Below are 16,423 nucleotides of genomic sequence, written 5' to 3'. Positions count from 1 at the left end.
ATCTCGGCTAGCATTTGTGCCTCATCTCCCCAGCAGGTGGATCTATCCTTCCGCTCATCATTGACTCTAGGTCGGCACGACTGGCCGTCCATACGAAACGTGCCGTTGCAGAGGGAAGGCATTGCAAACTGGTCGAATATACAGACTGGCTGCACGCTCAATTGACCAAGGAGTGACGCGGTCTCTGGGTGCTCAATCAACATTTCTCGATCGCCAGAAGCCAGTCTGTATCATGAGATAGCGGCCGCTGCCGCCCCTCAGGAACGAGGCGAAGTTTCCACCTCCCGAACTACCCGACAAGTTGGGGGACCGGAGCAGTCGCCAGCTTTTCAGACACGAAGCCCTGTGCCGGAGAGCCCCACCACTCGCTGCCCGCCGGAATGGATTCGCCCTTCATGACGAGCGTCAACGGGCCGAGCGTGGAGAAATTGCCGAGATGGGTGTCGTACAGCACTGTCGAACCCGATGCGACGGTGACTCCGGTCCCGACCTTGATCCTCCCGACCTTCATGAGCCGATCCTCGTAGAGGTGCGTCTGCAAAATGGCGTTGGAATTGATAACTGCAAAATCGCCGATGTCGACGCAATCGAATTCCGTGATGTCGGTCGTATCCATGTAGATCCCCTGCCCGGTCCTGGTGCCGAACAGTCGCAAGGCCCAGGGCAGGAATGGCGTTCCACGGAAATGGTCCAGGATCGCCTTGCCGGCCATGCCCCAATACATGACGGCGACCGCCTCCGTGCGCAGGGCCCACCACGACCACATCGGCCTCATGGTGGGTTTATAGACGCCCATCAACAGCCATTTGTAGACGGCGGTGACAAGCAATTGCACGACGGCAATGACCACGCTGGCGATCACACAGAGCCCGAGAGCCGTCCCCCACCGTCCTTCAAGGACAGACGAAGTCAACACCTCCATCGCCATCGTGGCGAAGGTGATGAAGAGCGCGGTCGGCAGGGTGATGTTGAAGGCTTCGAAAAGGGCGCGCGTCAGCTTGAGCCGTTTGAGGGGCTCGTACGTATCGGCGGCATTGGCGTTGAAACGTTGGCGCACGGGGAGCTGAATCGGCGGCGAGCCGAACCATGTCTCGTCTATCCCCACCTGCCCTCCTTCCGGCGGCTTCGACTTCACGCCGATTAGCGCACCTGTCGCAATGGCATAGCCCGGAGGCACGACAGCATCGTTGCCGATGAAGACGCGCGAACCCGTCGTCACTGTGCCGAGCGTCATCCAGCCCCGACGCATTTCCTCGTCGCCGAGAACCACATCATCGGCGATGAAGTTCTGATCACCGAGGTCGATGAGATCGAAACGACCGGATAGGTTCGTCGAAATCTCGGACCCCTTGCCGATCTTGGCCCCCATCAACCGATACCAGGCTCGCATGTAGACGGTGGCAAAAAGCGACGATAGCACCTCGAGCATGACTTCCGTGGCGAGGCCGACGATCCATTTTCGGGCGTAGAGACCGCTATAGACGGAATACACGCCCGGCCGCAGGCGCGGCAGCATGATCCAGCGGATCGCCGCGATGAGAAGAACCGTCGCGAAGATCATCAGCGCCGCAGCAGGCAGCGCCAGCAGCGGCATGTAATAGAGATAGTGGATGTGGATTAAGGGGTGAATCCAGCTGTCGACGACCTCCATCACATGGAACGCCGGCACGATGGGGATAAGCGCGATCGGCGGCGCGATAATCAGCATCACGATATAGAAAACGGCCAACAGGTTTCGTCGTAACCGGCTTGCCTCGGCGGGCGGCGGGAGATGTGTCGGATCGGCCATACCGATCTTGGTCGCAGGAGACCCGCGCCACTGTTCCCAGGCCCCGAGGGTAGTCCCTGCCCTGATGGCGGTCAGGTCGGCGAGCTCCGCCCCCTCACCGATGACCACATCGTTCTCGATCACGCACGACGAGCCGATGGAGACGTCACGCGCGATCTTCACAGACCCAATGATCAGCTCGTTACCGACCACGCGCGCGTTGGAGATCGTCACTTTGCCGCCGATGCTGGCGTGATCTCCGATTTCGACCAGATCGATGGCATTGGCATCGATCTCTGAGATCAACGCTTCCTTGCCGACCTTTGCGCCCAGGAGACGCAGATAGATGCGGATGGCGGGCGATCCCTGGAACCACTTCATGTGCACGAGGCTCAAGAGCCGCTGAACCAGCCAGAGCCGATAATAATAGAAACCCCAGAGAGGATAGCGTCCCGGTTTGATGCGCCCGATGATCAGCCACTTCGCTGCAATGGCGATGAATGTCGTCGCGACAGTGACGACCATATAGGCGAGGAAGATCCAACTCGTATCCCGGAAAACGGAGGCATCTTCACCGGTCAGCAACGTGTAGCTGATGAAGATGCTGAGCCATGGTGCCGACATGAGCGTCAGAATGATCGGCAGCGCAGCCGCCTGGGCGAGACCGCACAGCACGCGCCGCATCAAGGGCGGTGGCGCAAAACCCAGGTTTTCGGATGAATCGTCATTCTGCGATTTGCGCGCGTCCAGTCTGACAGCGATGTCCCGCAACGTACGGCCGGCATAGACGTCCTGCAAAGTGATGCCGGAAAGGTTCCGGGTCTCTCGAACATAGGAGACGAAACGCGCCGCCAGCAGCGAGTGGCCGCCGAGTTCGAGAAAGAAGTCGGCAGTCAACGGCACGACCTGATCGGGAAATACCCGTTTGGCCGCCGCCAGTAACGCCGCCTCGGTCGCTGTCTCCGGCTCGTCCTGTTCAAGAGCGGCATCAGCCAGCGTCAACGGGAGGGCCTTTAGCGCCTTGCGATCAACCTTCCCCGATGCGGACAATCGCGGGAACGTCGTCACAACCTCGAAATGCGCCGGGACCATGTAGGGCGGCAAGCGTTCGCGCAAAGCGAGCCGCAGTTGCGCCGCGTCCGCCACCGAGCCCGATTCCGCCGTCAGGAACGCGACCAGCCGGTCCAGTCCGTCGTCATTGCGGAGAACCACGGCCGCCTGCGCAATCCCCGGCAAGCTCGCCAGCACGCTTTCGATTTCGCCGGGCTCGACGCGAAAGCCGCGTATCTTGACCTGATCGTCAATGCGCCCTTGAAAGACAATCCGACCTGCAACATCGATCTCGACAGCATCGCCAGAACGATAGAGGATCGGATCCAGGCCGTCCGTTTCAAACGGATTGGCGATGAATTTTTCAGACGTGAGGTCGGGCTGTCCGAGATAGCCTAAGGCAATGCCCGGGCCTCCGATCAGCAGTTCACCCTGAACTCCCGGAGGGACGAGCGTCAGCGCCTCGTCGACGACGTAACACGAGTAGTTGGGGATCGGCGTGCCGATGGTAATCGGGTCGCCTGTTTTCAATTCGGCGGCGCTGGCCACGACCGTCGCCTCGGTCGGCCCGTAGCTGTTGAACACGCGGCATCCATTGCCGGTAAAGCGCGCCGCCAGAGCGGGAGGACATGCTTCGCCACCAAGAATGATGACCCGCAGACTCGGCACATTGCCACCGATCATCGAGAGCAGCGTCGGAACCGTATCGATAACCGTGACGCCGGCCTCTCGCATCCCATGTGCGAGAGCTTCAGTGTCGGCCAGTTGTTCCTGCCGGGCCACCCAAAGGGTCGCGCCGACGAGATACGGAACCCAGATTTCCTCCATCGACAGATCGAAGGCAGCGGAGCAAGCCTGAAGCACCACATCTTCGGCGTGGATGCCATAGAGCGCGTTCGAAGCGCGAAGATAATGGCAGATGTTGCGATGAGTGACGACGATGCCCTTGGGCTTCCCCGTGGAACCGGACGTATAGATCATATACGCCGGGTGATCGGGTGTAAGTCCTAGGTCACGCGCTGCAAGAACAGTGCCCTGCCCGGCTGCGGTGGCAGAAGCAGGTGTAAACACTTCGACGCCGACGATGCCGGCGCGCTCTTCCCAACCATCCGCGACAAGGATGCCCTTCGCGTCGGCGTCAGCTAGACACACCGCAATCCGGTCGAGCGGTGCATCCGCGTCGAAGGGGAGCCAAGCAGCGCCGGTTTTGGTCACGGCGATCTGCGCAATCAGCAGGTCTGATCCACGCGGCATCCAGAGGCCGATGACATGGCCGGGTTTTACGCCGGCGGCGACGAGCCCCTGGGCAATCGCAGTCGCAGCCCGGTCAAGCCCGTCATAAGTCAACCTCAGATCGCCGTCCGCGATAGCAGTCCTGAGCGGGCTTCGCCGGGCGGTCGCTTCAAAGATTTCCGACAGGACTTCATCCTGAAGAAACTCAGGATGAAAAGAACCACGGAGCGGATTGGTCATGGCAACAAATCTCGAAGCTCGGGCTGAAATGTTTTCAAGCCCACAAGCGAATGTGAGGATGTGGTTGGATCCGCAGAAAAAGCTCTACGAGGCATCTCGGGCGGGTTGGCGCTCCGAGCCACAACGTCGGAAGCGGATAGGATTTTGTACGTCGCCAGAAACGCCACACGATCCAGGCCAGTCTCGACACGTCGGACGAAAATCGGCGGGAAAGGAGCGCTGGCCGCGCGCGACGGTTCGACTTTGAACCCGCCACCGCGGAGCTGTCGGACTGCAAGATGTCGGGGGTCGATCATGACATCCCCGGTCAATTTCAGAGCGGCTTCTTTGATCGACCACAACATCGTCTCGGCACGGCCTTGTGACTCGGACAAGCGGGCCAGAAGGCCCTTTTCCTCATGGGCGACGGCACTTGAAAGAGAACCAGCCGGTAACTCCTCCGACGGCAAGGCCTCGATATCCAGGCCAAGCTCAACGGATGCCGATACGGCGATGGCAGTCACACCAGCAGAGTAACTCATGCTGAAATAAGGGCCGTCGAGGCAAATCGGTTTGCCAGATGACGTTCTTGTGAATTTGACGTCGCTCGGCGCTAGGCCTGTATCCTGCGCTATTGCCAACCGCAGACCGCCATGGCTCACACGGTATGATAGTCGATCCCGCTCGCGACGAAGCCGTGCGATATGCTGCCGCTCATCAGAACTCGCGGCTTCCAAAAACACGCCCAGGCAAGTCGATACCAAAGAGGTTCGACTGTGATCGATCTGGCGAAATGAGATCATGATCGGAAACGGCGCTCCGGCGAAGGTCGCGGTTTCGGCGATCTTCCAGCCCCTAGGAGATGTTCTGAGATAACGGCTGTGTCAAGCGGCTAAGGCTAACTGCCGCAGGCGAAAAATCCCTCTTTCAGCGGGCGTAAATTGCCGAATTCCCGCCATGTTCGCTGACTTCGGCGCTTTCCAGCCAAACCCTGCCGCCCGTCTGCTCATGGACATAGGTCGCGACGAAATCGAAAACGTATTTGGCTGTTGCCTCGCACCCGACCGCGGGAAGGACGCGGAGGTCGATCAGACCGTCCCGATTAAGCTGCTCGAATCGCTCTCTCTCGGGATCGTCTTCAGCAACGAGCATCGTGTGATCGAACATGGACTTGAGCCATGCCTTCACAGGCTTCAATCCGCCAAAATCAAAGCACCAATTGCGCTCATCGAGCTCATAGGTCGCGAAAACAAAGCGAAAGGCGAGCGCGTATCCATGGACGAGGCGGCAATGAGAGTGAGTCGCCCGCCATTGCCGGAAACAGCATGAAAGCCCTTCGACATGATCGTAGGTTTTCGTCGACCGATAGATCTCCCGCGCGCGCGGGACTTCCATGGGATCGAGTGCTGGAATTGAAACCGGCAAATTCATGAGACTTTTCTTTCAGTTCCGTCGCGCCATTGACGCATCGCGCCGCCTACTCCTGTCCGGCTCGGTCCAGTGAGATGCATTCATCCAGGAACTCCCGCTTGAGTTCCGCATTCTTCGCGAGCTCGCCCCAATAATAGGTGTTGACCATTCGCGATCGGCGGCTGGCGCGGACCCCACGTTGCGTCTTGCACATGTGGACGGCACTGATCCGCACCGCGACCCCGCGCGGCTTGGTCATATCCTCAATATATTGGCCAATCTGCTTGACGAGCTCTTCCTGGATCTGAAGCCGGGAAGCAAAATAGTCGACAATCCGGTCATACTTGGACAGTCCGATTATCTTGCCTTCCGCGGACGGAAGAATACCGACGTAGGCGCTACCGTAGATCGGCATAAGGTGATGCGCGCACATCGACCGAAGCTCGATGGGACCGGTCACGATAAGCTGATCATAAGCCAAAGCGTTCTCGAATTCTGTAATTCGAGGCGGCGCTGTGTACCGGCCTGCCAGAATTTCCTCGACGAACATCTTGGCAACACGCTTGGGCGTGTCGCGAGTATTATGATCATTGGCGTGATCAATCCGGAGCACGTCAAACAACTCGGTGAGTTTTTGCGCAGCCGCGTCCATCATCGAGGCGCGCTCGATCTCATCTATCGGTTCATCAAGCGCTTCGTTGCAGAGACGTGCGCCCATTGCCTCGCGGGCATGGAAATTCATATTAGACCTGCAGGTTGTTCTACTAAAATGCAAATTATTCCCTAGGGTCATATCAATATAGATGAGACGACCTTGCGGCAAGAAATAAGATAATTATGATTGTTTAGTTGCCAACGACCATGATCCTGAGTCTTACCTAAACTTAGGGTATCAAGCCCTTGTCGCCGCCATCGAAAGTGGAACGTCGTACCATGCCCACAACTAAAACTATGAGAACCGCAGTTACCACGCTTGTTGGTTTCATCGGTCTGGTCTGCGCAAGTTTCTCGCATGCGGAGCCTCTTCCCGCCCCTACGGAGAAGCCGATCCTGACTGTTTCAGGCAAGATTGACACGACGAACAAGGACGATAGCGCCCAGTTCGATCTATCCATGCTTTTGGGGCTTGGATTGGTGACGGTTGAAACGACCACTCCCTGGTATAATGGCCCGGTCAAATTCGAAGGTATTTCACTCGACAAACTGATGAAACGAGTCGGGGCCAAGGGCGAGCGCGTCGTCGCTGTTGCGTTGAATGACTACAGCAGCGAGATCCCAATCGAGGATTTCGCGAAATATAACGTCATTTTGGCGCTGAAGAGGAACGGCGAATACATGCCTATCCGAGATAAAGGCCCCCTCTTTATCATTTATCCTTTCGACAGCATCCCTGAACTAAAGAGTCAGACCTATTACGGGCGCTCCGTATGGCAGGTCGCAAAGCTGATCGTAAAGTAACCGTCATCGTTTGAACAAAGGGGGCAAGCCGTTGTCGCTGCGCACACTGAAAATAGTGCTGGCCGTGGTCATCGGATGCTTCATCTTGTCGGCATCGTATATCACGATACTGATCGTGGAACGTCAAGGCGCACTCCGGCAGGTCTCTCGATACAACACATCCTGGCTCGCGAGCCAGGCCGTATCCGAATTTACGCGACTTGAGCAGCGCATCAGCGCCATCGGTCTACCCGGCAGCACTGTCGACAAAGATGAAGTCATTCTTCGTTTTGACGTCCTGGCAAGCCGTGTGAAACTCCTGAACGACGGTGAATTTCAGGACTTTCTCCAACGGGATCCGGAGCGGGTGGCGACGATCAAATCCCTCGGCGAAGCGATAGTCACCCTCCAAGCGATAATCGACGAAATCGAGACTCCAGGCGCCCCGCAGAGGGCCTTGGTCGTTCTCACGCCTCTTGAGACAAAAATCACCGGGCTTGCATCGGCGGCCAACCACTATGGCGCTGCGCGGGTCGCGGAAGACCAGCATGAGCTCGTCCGGCTGCACTGGCTTTTCTCGAGCCTCGCGGTCGGCTTGATTCTCTGCGGCCTGGTTCTCATCGGCCTGATCGGACGGCACAACAGCCTTCTCGAAAGAGCGCATCGCGACCTGCGTTCGCTGGCTGAAAATCTCCAACTCACCTCGGCGGAATTGGCGGAAGCCAACAAGGCTGTGGGAAGCGCCTATGCCGAACTCCAGCTTCGCAACGAAGCTCTTCTAATGCAGGAAGTCGAACTGCGAACACAGAATGAACGGTTCGATGCCGCCCTCAACAACATGCTGCACGGCCTGTGCATGGTGAATACGGATGGGCGCATTATCGTATTCAATGCCCGGTTCGCCGAGCTTTTTGGGCTCGGCAACACCGCACGCCCCGGAGACACGCTCAACGACCTGATCGAACAGGCCGACCGGATGGGCGACGAGGTCAGCGCCCTTGCTCTTCGGCAGATTTCCATAGAGCAGCAGGAACTGATGCGCTTCCGGCGGGCCGGTTCCTTCATCCAAGGCCAACCGGATGGGCGGACATTTGCGGTCTCCCATCAGCCGATGGCCGGTGGAGGCTGGCTCGCGACTTACGAGGACATCACGGAGCGTCGGCAAGCGGAAACGCAGATCGCATACATGGCCCACCACGATGCTCTGACAGACTTGGCAAATCGTGTGCTGTTTCGCGATCAACTCGAGCAGGCGATTGCAATCGCGCATCGTCAGGAAGACCCTCTCGCCGTCCTTTGCCTCGACCTGGATCGTTTCAAGGACGTGAACGACTCCCTTGGTCATGAAACCGGAGACGCCCTGCTCAAAGCCGTCGCCTCGCGAATCCGGAACTGCATTGGCGGCAGCGACGTCGCAGCTCGCCTCGGCGGCGACGAATTTGTCGTGCTCCAGATCTCGCCGAGAGAGCCGCACGATTGTGCGGTCCTCGCGACAAGGCTGATCGATACCTTGGGAGCGCCATATGACATCGACGGGCAGGAAATCGTCATTGGCGCGAGCGTCGGCATAGCGCTCACCAGCCACGGAAGCGTCACTCCCGATGAACTCTTGAAGCACGCGGACCTTGCGCTCTATCGCGCCAAGTCGAACGGCCGAGGAACATTCCGGTTCTTTGAACCGGAAATGGATGAACAATTGCAAGCCCGCCGCCAGTTGGAGATCGACCTGCGAAAGGCGCTCCCGAACGGCGAATTCGAACTGTACTATCAACCGCAGATCGATATCCGGGCCGATGAGATTTGCGGTTTCGAAGCCTTGCTCCGTTGGCATCATCCTGATCGCGGCATGGTCCCGCCAGGTGAGTTCATACCGGTCGCGGAAGATATCGGTCTCATTTCGGCCCTGGGAGAATGGGTCATCCAGCAAGCCTGTGCGGAAGCCGCCACCTGGCCGGAGCGGGTCAAGGTCGCCGTCAATCTTTCGCCCGTCCAATTCAGAAACCGGACTCTCGTGCAAAGTGTTGTAAGCGCGTTGACGAGCTCGGGCGTTACTCCGGATCGCCTTGAACTCGAAATCACGGAGTCGGTCCTGCTTCAGGACAGCGAGGCCACCCTCGCGACATTGTACCAGTTGCGCGAATTCGGGGTGCGTATTGCGATGGACGATTTCGGAACGGGATACTCGTCTCTGAGCTATCTCCGCAGCTTCCCATTCGACAAGATCAAGATCGACCAATCCTTCGTCAGAGAATTGTCTTCGCGCGCGGATTGTCTCGCTATCGTGCAGTCGATCGCCAGCCTTGGAGCGAGCCTCGGCATGGCGGTGAGCGCCGAGGGCGTCGAAACCGAAGAGCAATTCAGGCAGCTCAAGGCGACCGGATGCACCGAGGTTCAGGGGTATTACTTCGGTCGACCGGGCCCCGCGCGAAACATCGTTCACTCCCTCGCCGATTTGAGGGTCGCGTAGATAGACGACGGCCATCCGCCTCCCAGGACAAGTAGGAACCGGTTGTTCGCCCGGATCATGCGGCATCAACAAAATCTAGAGTTCGATCATGTTTCAATCTGAGACGATCAAACTCTAGTGCTCGGCGAGCGGCGGTTGTAGTGAAGTCTCATGACAAAGAAAGTCGTTTGCGTCGGCGGGGCTGCTGTCGATCGAAAGTTTCATGCCAGCGCGCCTGTTGAACTGGGCACCTCCAACCCGGTCACATCCGAACGTTCCTTCGGTGGTGTCGCACGGAACGTTGCGGAAAACCTCGCACGTCTCAGAGTGGATTGTTCCGTCGTCTCTATCGTCGGGGACGACGACAATGGACGTGCCCTCCTGCGCAATCTGCAGGACCTCGGCATCGATACGCAGAGCATCAAGGTATCGCCAGGGCACGCCACCGCGGAATACGTCGCGGTTCTTCAACCGGGCGGAGATCTGGCAATCGGCCTTGCCGATATGGCGATCTTCGAAGCCCTCACGCCCGATTTTCTGCGAGAAGCGGCCCCTGTTCTGGCTTCCGCCGACTGGGTTATCGCGGATTGCAATCTCCCGTCGGCGACGTTGCACACTCTCATCGACGAGAAAAACCGCGGGTCCTTTTCCCTCGCAATCGACGCGGTTTCGACCTCGAAAGTGATGCGGTTGCCGCAGAATCTCGAGGGCGTCGACCTGCTTTTTCTCAATATCGACGAGGCTCGAGCTCTTGCCGGGAAGAATGATGCCTCACCGGCGGACATTGCCGCTATTCTGCTCAATCGTGGCACTGGACGGGTAATCCTGACGCTTGGTGCAGCCGGCCTGATCGCAGCAGATCGGTCGGGCTTACGACGATAGCCTCCGTCCCGGCGCGAACGGTCGATGCCACCGGAGCGGGCGATGCCCTAATTTCGGCGACTGTTTTTGGAATGATGAGTGGAAACTCTCTCGTCGAGGCCGTGAAACTCGGCACCCTGGCAGCTGCGTTGACGATAGAGGTCTCCGCCAGCGTCCGTCCGGATCTCTCGCCTGCACTCCTGAAATCTGCGATACCCCGCCTCGCGCCTTCGACATCCCTATGAGACCATTTATGACCCGCGATTTGTCAGCACGTTTTCTCGATATAGCTCCCGAAGTTCAAACCGCCTTGCGGCAGGGAGCAGCGGTCGTTGCGCTTGAATCCACGATCATCACCCACGGCATGCCATATCCGCAAAACGTGCAGACCGCGCGCGAAGTGGAACAGATCGTGCGGGACAATGGTGCCGTACCAGCAACCATTGCGATTATCGGCGGTCGCATCAAGATCGGCTTGTCGGACGAGGAATTGACCTGGCTCGGCACTGCGAAGGACGTGTTGAAGCTCAGCCGGGCAGACCTCCCCTATGCCGTCTCGGTAGGACGCCCAGGTGCGACCACGGTCGCCGCTACGATGATTTGCGCCGACCTCGCCGGCATTCGCGTTTTCGCGACCGGAGGCATTGGCGGCGTTCATCGTGGGGCTGAAACCACTTTGGATATCTCGGCGGATCTCGACGAACTGGCGCGCACGCCTGTCGCGGTGGTTTGCGCCGGCGCGAAAGCCATCCTCGATCTGCCCAAGACGCTAGAGTATCTCGAAACCCGAGGAGTCCCAGTCGTCGGATATCAGACAGACAGCTTCCCGGCGTTCTGGAGCCGGGCCAGCGGGATACCGGCTCCTATTCGGCTCGATAGCCCTTCGGCCATAGCTGATCTCATTGAAACGAAGAAAGCGTTGGGACTTGAAGGTGGAACTCTCATCGCGAACCCCGTCCCCGAAGCAGATGAGATTCCTGCGGAGGAAATGAATAACTTCATCGATGAGGCTATCGGTGAGGCTATGCAGCGCGGCGTCGTTGCCAAGGCCGTAACCCCATTCCTCTTGTCTCGTCTCTTCGAGCGAACGAGCGGCCGCAGCCTTACAACCAATATTGCCCTGGTGAAGAATAACGCAGCACTTGCGGGACGCCTCGCGGTCGCGCTTTCGGTGTCGTCGCGGTGACCTGTGCACCAAAGCTTGGAGTTTTCGAAGCGACCTATCTGGTGCGCAACCCTCAACGTGGCAATAATTGAGTTCAACCGGCCTTGGTGTATGCTCTTCTGACGGGGATGGAATGATATCCTAGCTCTTTGGGGGGCGTCATGGCGGAAGCAGCGGAGCTTGCAGAGGACACCGCAGCGGCCATCAGCCACCTGGAATCATTGGGCACGACTCTCGAGCAGAGCTTCCTCTCCCGCATTTCTCACCTGGAACAGCTACACCCGGATTATGTCGCTCTAAAGAGCGCGATCGAAGCCCAAGGCCTATCCCTACCGAGTGCATTTCTACTACTCGCCGGAATGGCGCTCATCGCTTATCTCGTCTTCAGGATCTGCCTGCACCTATCACGGCGCCAGACCGACGAGACACAGCCCCTGAGGCGTAGCCTCAAGACGATTGCAAGCGCGATATTCACACTGATCGTCATGTTTGGCGCCATGCGTCTGTTGGTGACCAGCGAGACGCTGAGAAGTCTCATCAGAATCTGGGTTGCCGCCAGCATTCTTTCGAGCCTGTCGCACATGGTATTAGGCGCCTTGCTGGTGGTGGATACAACCGGGCGCCATCGCCATACGAGCGCCCGTTCACAGCGCTTTTGCCGCGTCGTGAGTCTTGCCGTGACATGGGCGCTCTTCGGCATCGCGCTGGTCACCACCCTGCGAACCTGGAACGCCGGGCCGGGCCTGCGAGACTTGATCGGTACCGGTTTTATCCTTGTGCCGGTCACTCTCCTCCTTTGCTACGCCTATTGGCGCTATCATCTCACCATTGCGGCGATCGTCGCGGGCCCACGTCCTCGCAGTGTATGGAGGAGACGCTTCGCGCTCGCTTGGCCATCGCTCGCCATCTCGATTGTGCTGATTACGGTTTTGGCCTCGCAGGTCAGCGGAATGCTGGGACGTCCTCTGCCGCCCTTCCCCACCTTCATGAGCCTTCTATTGGTTCTGATCGCACCCCACCTGGATACGGTCGTTTCCCGATGGGCTGAGCGCGGCGTCGAGAATGCATCCGTCTCGATTCTGTCCGCCGCAATGAGGCGCACGCTACGCTTCGTGATCATGATCGCGATCGCGACATTGCTCGCCTATATGTGGATCGGTCCGATCCTTGTCGCCATGGGGCTCGACTATTCGACCGTCACGGCCGGTGCGTTGGAAGTCGCCCTGGTCGCACTGGCATCGGCGTTTCTGTGGAACGCGGTCGGGTCCCTGACGAGCCGGCTCGCGCAATCCGAAGGGCACAATGGAACGGCACATGAGGATGGCGGCCCCCGGACTCGTCTCGGGACTCTCCTGCCCCTGATCTCGGCGACCGCAAAGGTCTCCATTTTCGCCTTCAGCTTTTTGACGATGTTGATCGTGCTCGGTATCAATGTCTGGCCCATCATCACGGGATTGAGCGTTTTCGGACTCGCCATCGGTTTCGGCTCGCAGACCCTCGTCAAGGACATCGTGTCCGGCCTGTTCTTCCTGATCGACGATGCCTTCCGCCTCGGCGAATACATCGAAACCTCTGGTGCGAAGGGTGCTGTCGAGAAGATATCGGTCCGCTCGGTCAGCCTGCGGCATCCGAGGGGGGCGCTCGCCACCGTACCCTATGGCCAGATCGGCAAGGTCGTGAACTTCAGCCGCGACTGGGTCATCGAGAAGATGGCGTTCCGGGTCGCGTTCGACACCGACATCGATCTTGTGCGCAAACTCTTCAAAAAGGTCGGCCAGGACATCGCCGACAACCCGGAACTGAACCAGGATCTCCTGGAGCCCTTCAAGAGCCAGGGCATTGCTGCGGTAGAGGATGGAACGCTCGTCATTCGCGGCAAATTCAAAGCCCGCGCCGGCAAACAATTCGCCGTCCGCAAGGCCGTCCTCCTATCCGTGCAGAAAGTCTTCCGCGAAAACGGCATCCTTGTGGTGCCGAAGCCTCTCAGCATGTCCAACGGGGCTTCGTCCTAAAGCATGATCAGAACAGGTGGAAACCGGTTGTTCGCCCGGATCATGCGACACTAAAGAATCTAGAACTTGATCGTGTTTCAAGCAGACATGATCACGCGCTAGACACTGGCATGCCGCCCCGACCCGCGCTATTCGAGGTGAGATCAGGCATGGAGCTGTCACCGATGTCGCCCTCTTCCGACCTCGAACGCCTTCTCGAAATCATGGCGGCTCTCCGCGATCCCAAGACGGGTTGTCCCTGGGATCTCGAACAGGACTTCGCGTCCATCGCCCCCTATACGCTCGAAGAAGCCTACGAGGTCGTGGACGCCATCGAGCGTGGCGATTTCGTCGACTTGAAGGAAGAGCTTGGCGATCTTTTGCTGCAAGTCGTTTTCCATTCCCAGTTGGCGGAGGAAAAGGGTCTCTTTGCGTTCCCGGACGTCGTGGAAGCAATCACCAACAAGCTTCTCCGCCGACACCCGCATGTGTTCGGCGACGCGCGCGACATGTCCCCGGCTGAGGTCAAGGCTGTCTGGGATCGGATCAAGCAGCAGGAAAAGGCTGAGCGTCTCGCCGCTCGGGAAAAGGCCGGCCTGTCACGGGACATCAACGGCTTTCTCGGCGGAATCCCGACCCCGCTCCCTGCTCTCACCCGTGCCCAGAAACTGACCACTAAGGCCGCGAAGGTGGGATTCGATTGGCCTGAGACCAAACAGGTAGTCGATAAAATTCACGAGGAACTCGAAGAGGTCAGGGAGGCTGCGGAATCCGGCATTCGTGATCGCATCGAGGACGAGATCGGCGACCTTCTGTTCGCGGTCACCAATCTGGCGCGCCATCATGACATCGATCCGGAGGCCGCATTGCGCCGGACGAATGCCAAATTCGAGCGCCGGTTCTCAGCCATCGAAGCGGCACTTGCCAAGGCCAATCGCACGCTCGACGAGGCGAGCCTCGAGGAGATGGAGCGCCTGTGGGTCGAGGCGAAATTGCAGGATCGAAAGCAGAGTTAGGTTGCCAACGCCTTCGCATTCGGGAACCTCGCCAGGAAGCGCGGCTCCTTGCCCTGCGTGACGCGGACCTGAAGGATCGAATGCCCCTCCTCCGTCACCTCACGGCCGACGATTTCCGTATTCTCATGCAGCCAGGCAAAGCCCTGTCCGTCTTCTGGAGCGACATCCACCTCGTATCGTACGCGCTCAGCGGCAAGGTGACTGCTGATCGCGGCCGACAGATCCGCGATGCCTTCTCCCGTCAGTGCCGAGATCAGAACAGGCCGTCTCCCGGATTCCGTACGTTCGGAAGTCGTGGCAAGGCGCTCGCGCTCGTCGTCTGATAGTAAATCAGCCTTGTTCCAGACTTCGATGACGCGTTTGGTGTCCTCAGGGTCAATGCCGAGCTCCCGCAGGACGGTCTCGACGTCTCCCGCCTGAGCCTCCGTTTCGCCGTGGGAAACATCGCGAACGTGGAGCAGAATATCCGCCTCGACCACATCCTCCAGGGTCGCGCGGAAGGCCGCGACGAGCATGGTCGGTAGATCCGAAATGAACCCGACCGTATCGGAGAGGATGGCCTTGTCGCCGGACGGTAGCTCGATGGCGCGCGAGGTCGGATCGAGTGTTGCGAAAAGCATGTTCTCGGCCAGAACTTCGGCCTGGGTCATGCGATTGAAGAGCGTCGATTTCCCGGCGTTTGTGTATCCGACCAGCGCCACGATCGGATAAGGTACGCGGCGGCGGCTGGCGCGGTGCAGCGTGCGGGTTTGAACGACCGTTTCAAGCTCGCGCTCGATCCGCTTCATCCGCTCCTGAATCATACGCCTGTCGGCCTCGATCTGCGTCTCGCCGGGGCCGCCGAGAAAGCCGAAGCCGCCGCGTTGACGCTCAAGGTGGGTCCACGACCGGACAAGGCGGCCCTTCTGATAGGCCAGATGAGCCAACTCAACCTGGAGCGTCCCTTCCTTGGTCCGTGCACGTCGACCAAAGATCTCGAGGATCAGTCCGGTCCGGTCGATGACTTTCGCGCCCCAGGCCTTTTCCAGATTGCGTTGCTGGATCGGGCTCAGTGCACAATCCATGACGACGAGGCCGATCTCCTCCGCGCGCACGAGACCTGCCAACTCCTCGACCTTGCCGCTTCCGATGAAGGTCGCGGGTCTTGGCGACGAGAGCTGCGCGATCAACGCGTCGACGATGTGGAGATCGATGGCGCCCGCCAGGCCGACTGCTTCTTCGAGACGGGCTTCAACGGGGCGCGGATTTGCCGATTGCCCCTCGAAAGCCGCAGCGCTACGCGGGCGCTTTGTCAGATAGGGACCTACGACAAGCGTACGCGTGCCGGCGGCCACATCCTTCTCGGGCTCAGCCAGCTGAGCGAGTCGCTGTTCTCCGGGAGACCGGGGTTCGGTCAAATCAGGCCTTCTCGCCGGCGCTCGGATCGTCCTGATCGAAGAGTTGGACGGGTTGACCGGGCATGATCGTTGAGATGGCGTGCTTGTAGACAAGCTGCGAATGCCCGTCGCGACGGAGCAGGACGCAGAAATTATCGAACCAAGTGACAACGCCCTGAAGTTTTACCCCGTTCACGAGAAAGATCGTTAGGGGGATCTTGTTCTTCCGCACGTAGTTGAGAAACGTGTCTTGAAGGTTTTGAGCGCGTTCGCCCGCCATTGAAGTTGCCTCGCCAGCCCGTCGCCGCCGATCTTGGCTATAGGGCTGTCCATATTGCTTATCCGCTACAAGCGGTCGCTGACCGGCGTCCTTATTACAGGGCGAACCTTATCGTTACGCAAGAGGCATCCTGGATATTAAGCCTTTTTTCCGTGGATCACCGGTCCTCGC

11 protein-coding genes and 1 pseudogene are annotated in these 16,423 nt (G+C 58.9%); 6 read left to right on the top strand and 6 right to left on the bottom strand.

Features of this window, described 5'->3' with window-relative positions; genetic code table 11:
- Positions 1-289: 289 nt before the first annotated feature.
- The 4 genes from AB4072_RS05625 to folE all read right to left on the bottom strand — a co-directional run bounded on the left by AB4072_RS05625 (position 290) and on the right by folE (position 6,422).
- Positions 290-4,291 (bottom strand): Pls/PosA family non-ribosomal peptide synthetase, encoded by a 4,002-nt coding sequence (locus AB4072_RS05625; RefSeq protein ID WP_441966106.1) that lies wholly within the window; start codon positions 4,289-4,291, stop codon positions 290-292.
- On the bottom strand, positions 4,288-5,073 hold the full coding sequence (locus tag AB4072_RS05620; protein WP_441966105.1) for a 4'-phosphopantetheinyl transferase family protein: 786 nt from the start codon (positions 5,071-5,073) through the stop codon (positions 4,288-4,290). The genes AB4072_RS05625 and AB4072_RS05620 overlap by 4 nt, the downstream gene beginning before the upstream one ends.
- Before the next feature lie 124 nt (positions 5,074-5,197).
- Positions 5,198-5,701, bottom strand: a complete 504-nt coding sequence (locus AB4072_RS05615) for a 6-pyruvoyl trahydropterin synthase family protein (protein ID WP_441966103.1) — start codon at positions 5,699-5,701, stop codon at positions 5,198-5,200.
- Positions 5,702-5,747: 46 nt separating this feature from the next.
- Complete coding sequence (gene folE / locus AB4072_RS05610; RefSeq protein ID WP_441966101.1) at positions 5,748-6,422, bottom strand: GTP cyclohydrolase I; 675 nt, start codon at positions 6,420-6,422, stop codon at positions 5,748-5,750.
- A 209-nt stretch (positions 6,423-6,631) separates the two neighbouring features.
- Between folE and AB4072_RS05605 the strand changes: the two genes are divergently transcribed.
- The 6 genes and pseudogenes from AB4072_RS05605 to mazG all read left to right on the top strand — a co-directional run bounded on the left by AB4072_RS05605 (position 6,632) and on the right by mazG (position 14,596).
- Positions 6,632-7,138 carry a molybdopterin-dependent oxidoreductase gene (locus AB4072_RS05605; RefSeq protein WP_441966552.1) on the top strand — a complete coding sequence of 169 codons (507 nt, stop codon included), beginning with the start codon at positions 6,632-6,634 and terminating at the stop codon, positions 7,136-7,138.
- A gap of 31 nt (positions 7,139-7,169) precedes the next feature.
- Positions 7,170-9,584 (top strand): putative bifunctional diguanylate cyclase/phosphodiesterase, encoded by a 2,415-nt coding sequence (locus AB4072_RS05600; protein WP_441966099.1) that lies wholly within the window; start codon positions 7,170-7,172, stop codon positions 9,582-9,584.
- A gap of 150 nt (positions 9,585-9,734) precedes the next feature.
- Positions 9,735-10,669: pseudogene (locus AB4072_RS05595) on the top strand (carbohydrate kinase family protein).
- An 8-nt stretch (positions 10,670-10,677) separates the two neighbouring features.
- A complete protein-coding gene (locus AB4072_RS05590) occupies positions 10,678-11,610 on the top strand; it encodes a pseudouridine-5'-phosphate glycosidase (protein ID WP_441966098.1) in 933 nt (310 codons plus the stop codon).
- Between the two features lie 140 nt (positions 11,611-11,750).
- Positions 11,751-13,601, top strand: a complete 1,851-nt coding sequence (locus AB4072_RS05585) for a mechanosensitive ion channel family protein (protein ID WP_441966097.1) — start codon at positions 11,751-11,753, stop codon at positions 13,599-13,601.
- A gap of 164 nt (positions 13,602-13,765) precedes the next feature.
- Complete coding sequence (gene mazG / locus AB4072_RS05580; RefSeq protein ID WP_441966550.1) at positions 13,766-14,596, top strand: nucleoside triphosphate pyrophosphohydrolase; 831 nt, start codon at positions 13,766-13,768, stop codon at positions 14,594-14,596.
- Here mazG and hflX read toward each other — a convergent pair.
- Positions 14,593-15,993 (bottom strand): GTPase HflX, encoded by a 1,401-nt coding sequence (gene hflX / locus AB4072_RS05575; RefSeq protein ID WP_441966096.1) that lies wholly within the window; start codon positions 15,991-15,993, stop codon positions 14,593-14,595. The two genes, mazG and hflX, sit on opposite strands and share 4 nt — an antisense overlap.
- A gap of 1 nt (position 15,994) precedes the next feature.
- A complete protein-coding gene (gene hfq / locus AB4072_RS05570) occupies positions 15,995-16,252 on the bottom strand; it encodes an RNA chaperone Hfq (protein ID WP_441966094.1) in 258 nt (85 codons plus the stop codon).
- Positions 16,253-16,423: the final 171 nt, after the last annotated feature.

It is taken from the genome of Microvirga sp. 2MCAF38 (assembly GCF_052115485.1).
Taxonomy (GTDB): Bacteria; Pseudomonadota; Alphaproteobacteria; order Rhizobiales; family Beijerinckiaceae; genus Microvirga.
Note: the sequence above shows the minus strand (reverse complement) of the source record. Positions and strands in the feature narration are given on the sequence as shown.

Excerpts from the sequence above, each read along its gene's own strand:
- AB4072_RS05605 (WP_441966552.1), top strand. The coding sequence starts at position 6,632 with ATGAGAACCGCAGTTACCACGCTTGTTGGTTTCATCGGTCTGGTCTGC.
- hfq (WP_441966094.1), bottom strand. The coding sequence starts at position 16,252 with ATGGCGGGCGAACGCGCTCAAAACCTTCAAGACACGTTTCTCAACTAC.
- AB4072_RS05615 (WP_441966103.1), bottom strand. The coding sequence starts at position 5,701 with ATGAATTTGCCGGTTTCAATTCCAGCACTCGATCCCATGGAAGTCCCG.
- mazG (WP_441966550.1), top strand. The coding sequence starts at position 13,766 with ATGTCGCCCTCTTCCGACCTCGAACGCCTTCTCGAAATCATGGCGGCT.
- folE (WP_441966101.1), bottom strand. The coding sequence starts at position 6,422 with ATGAATTTCCATGCCCGCGAGGCAATGGGCGCACGTCTCTGCAACGAA.
- AB4072_RS05625 (WP_441966106.1), bottom strand. The coding sequence starts at position 4,291 with ATGACCAATCCGCTCCGTGGTTCTTTTCATCCTGAGTTTCTTCAGGAT.
- AB4072_RS05585 (WP_441966097.1), top strand. The coding sequence starts at position 11,751 with ATGGCGGAAGCAGCGGAGCTTGCAGAGGACACCGCAGCGGCCATCAGC.
- AB4072_RS05620 (WP_441966105.1), bottom strand. The coding sequence starts at position 5,073 with ATGATCTCATTTCGCCAGATCGATCACAGTCGAACCTCTTTGGTATCG.
- AB4072_RS05590 (WP_441966098.1), top strand. The coding sequence starts at position 10,678 with ATGACCCGCGATTTGTCAGCACGTTTTCTCGATATAGCTCCCGAAGTT.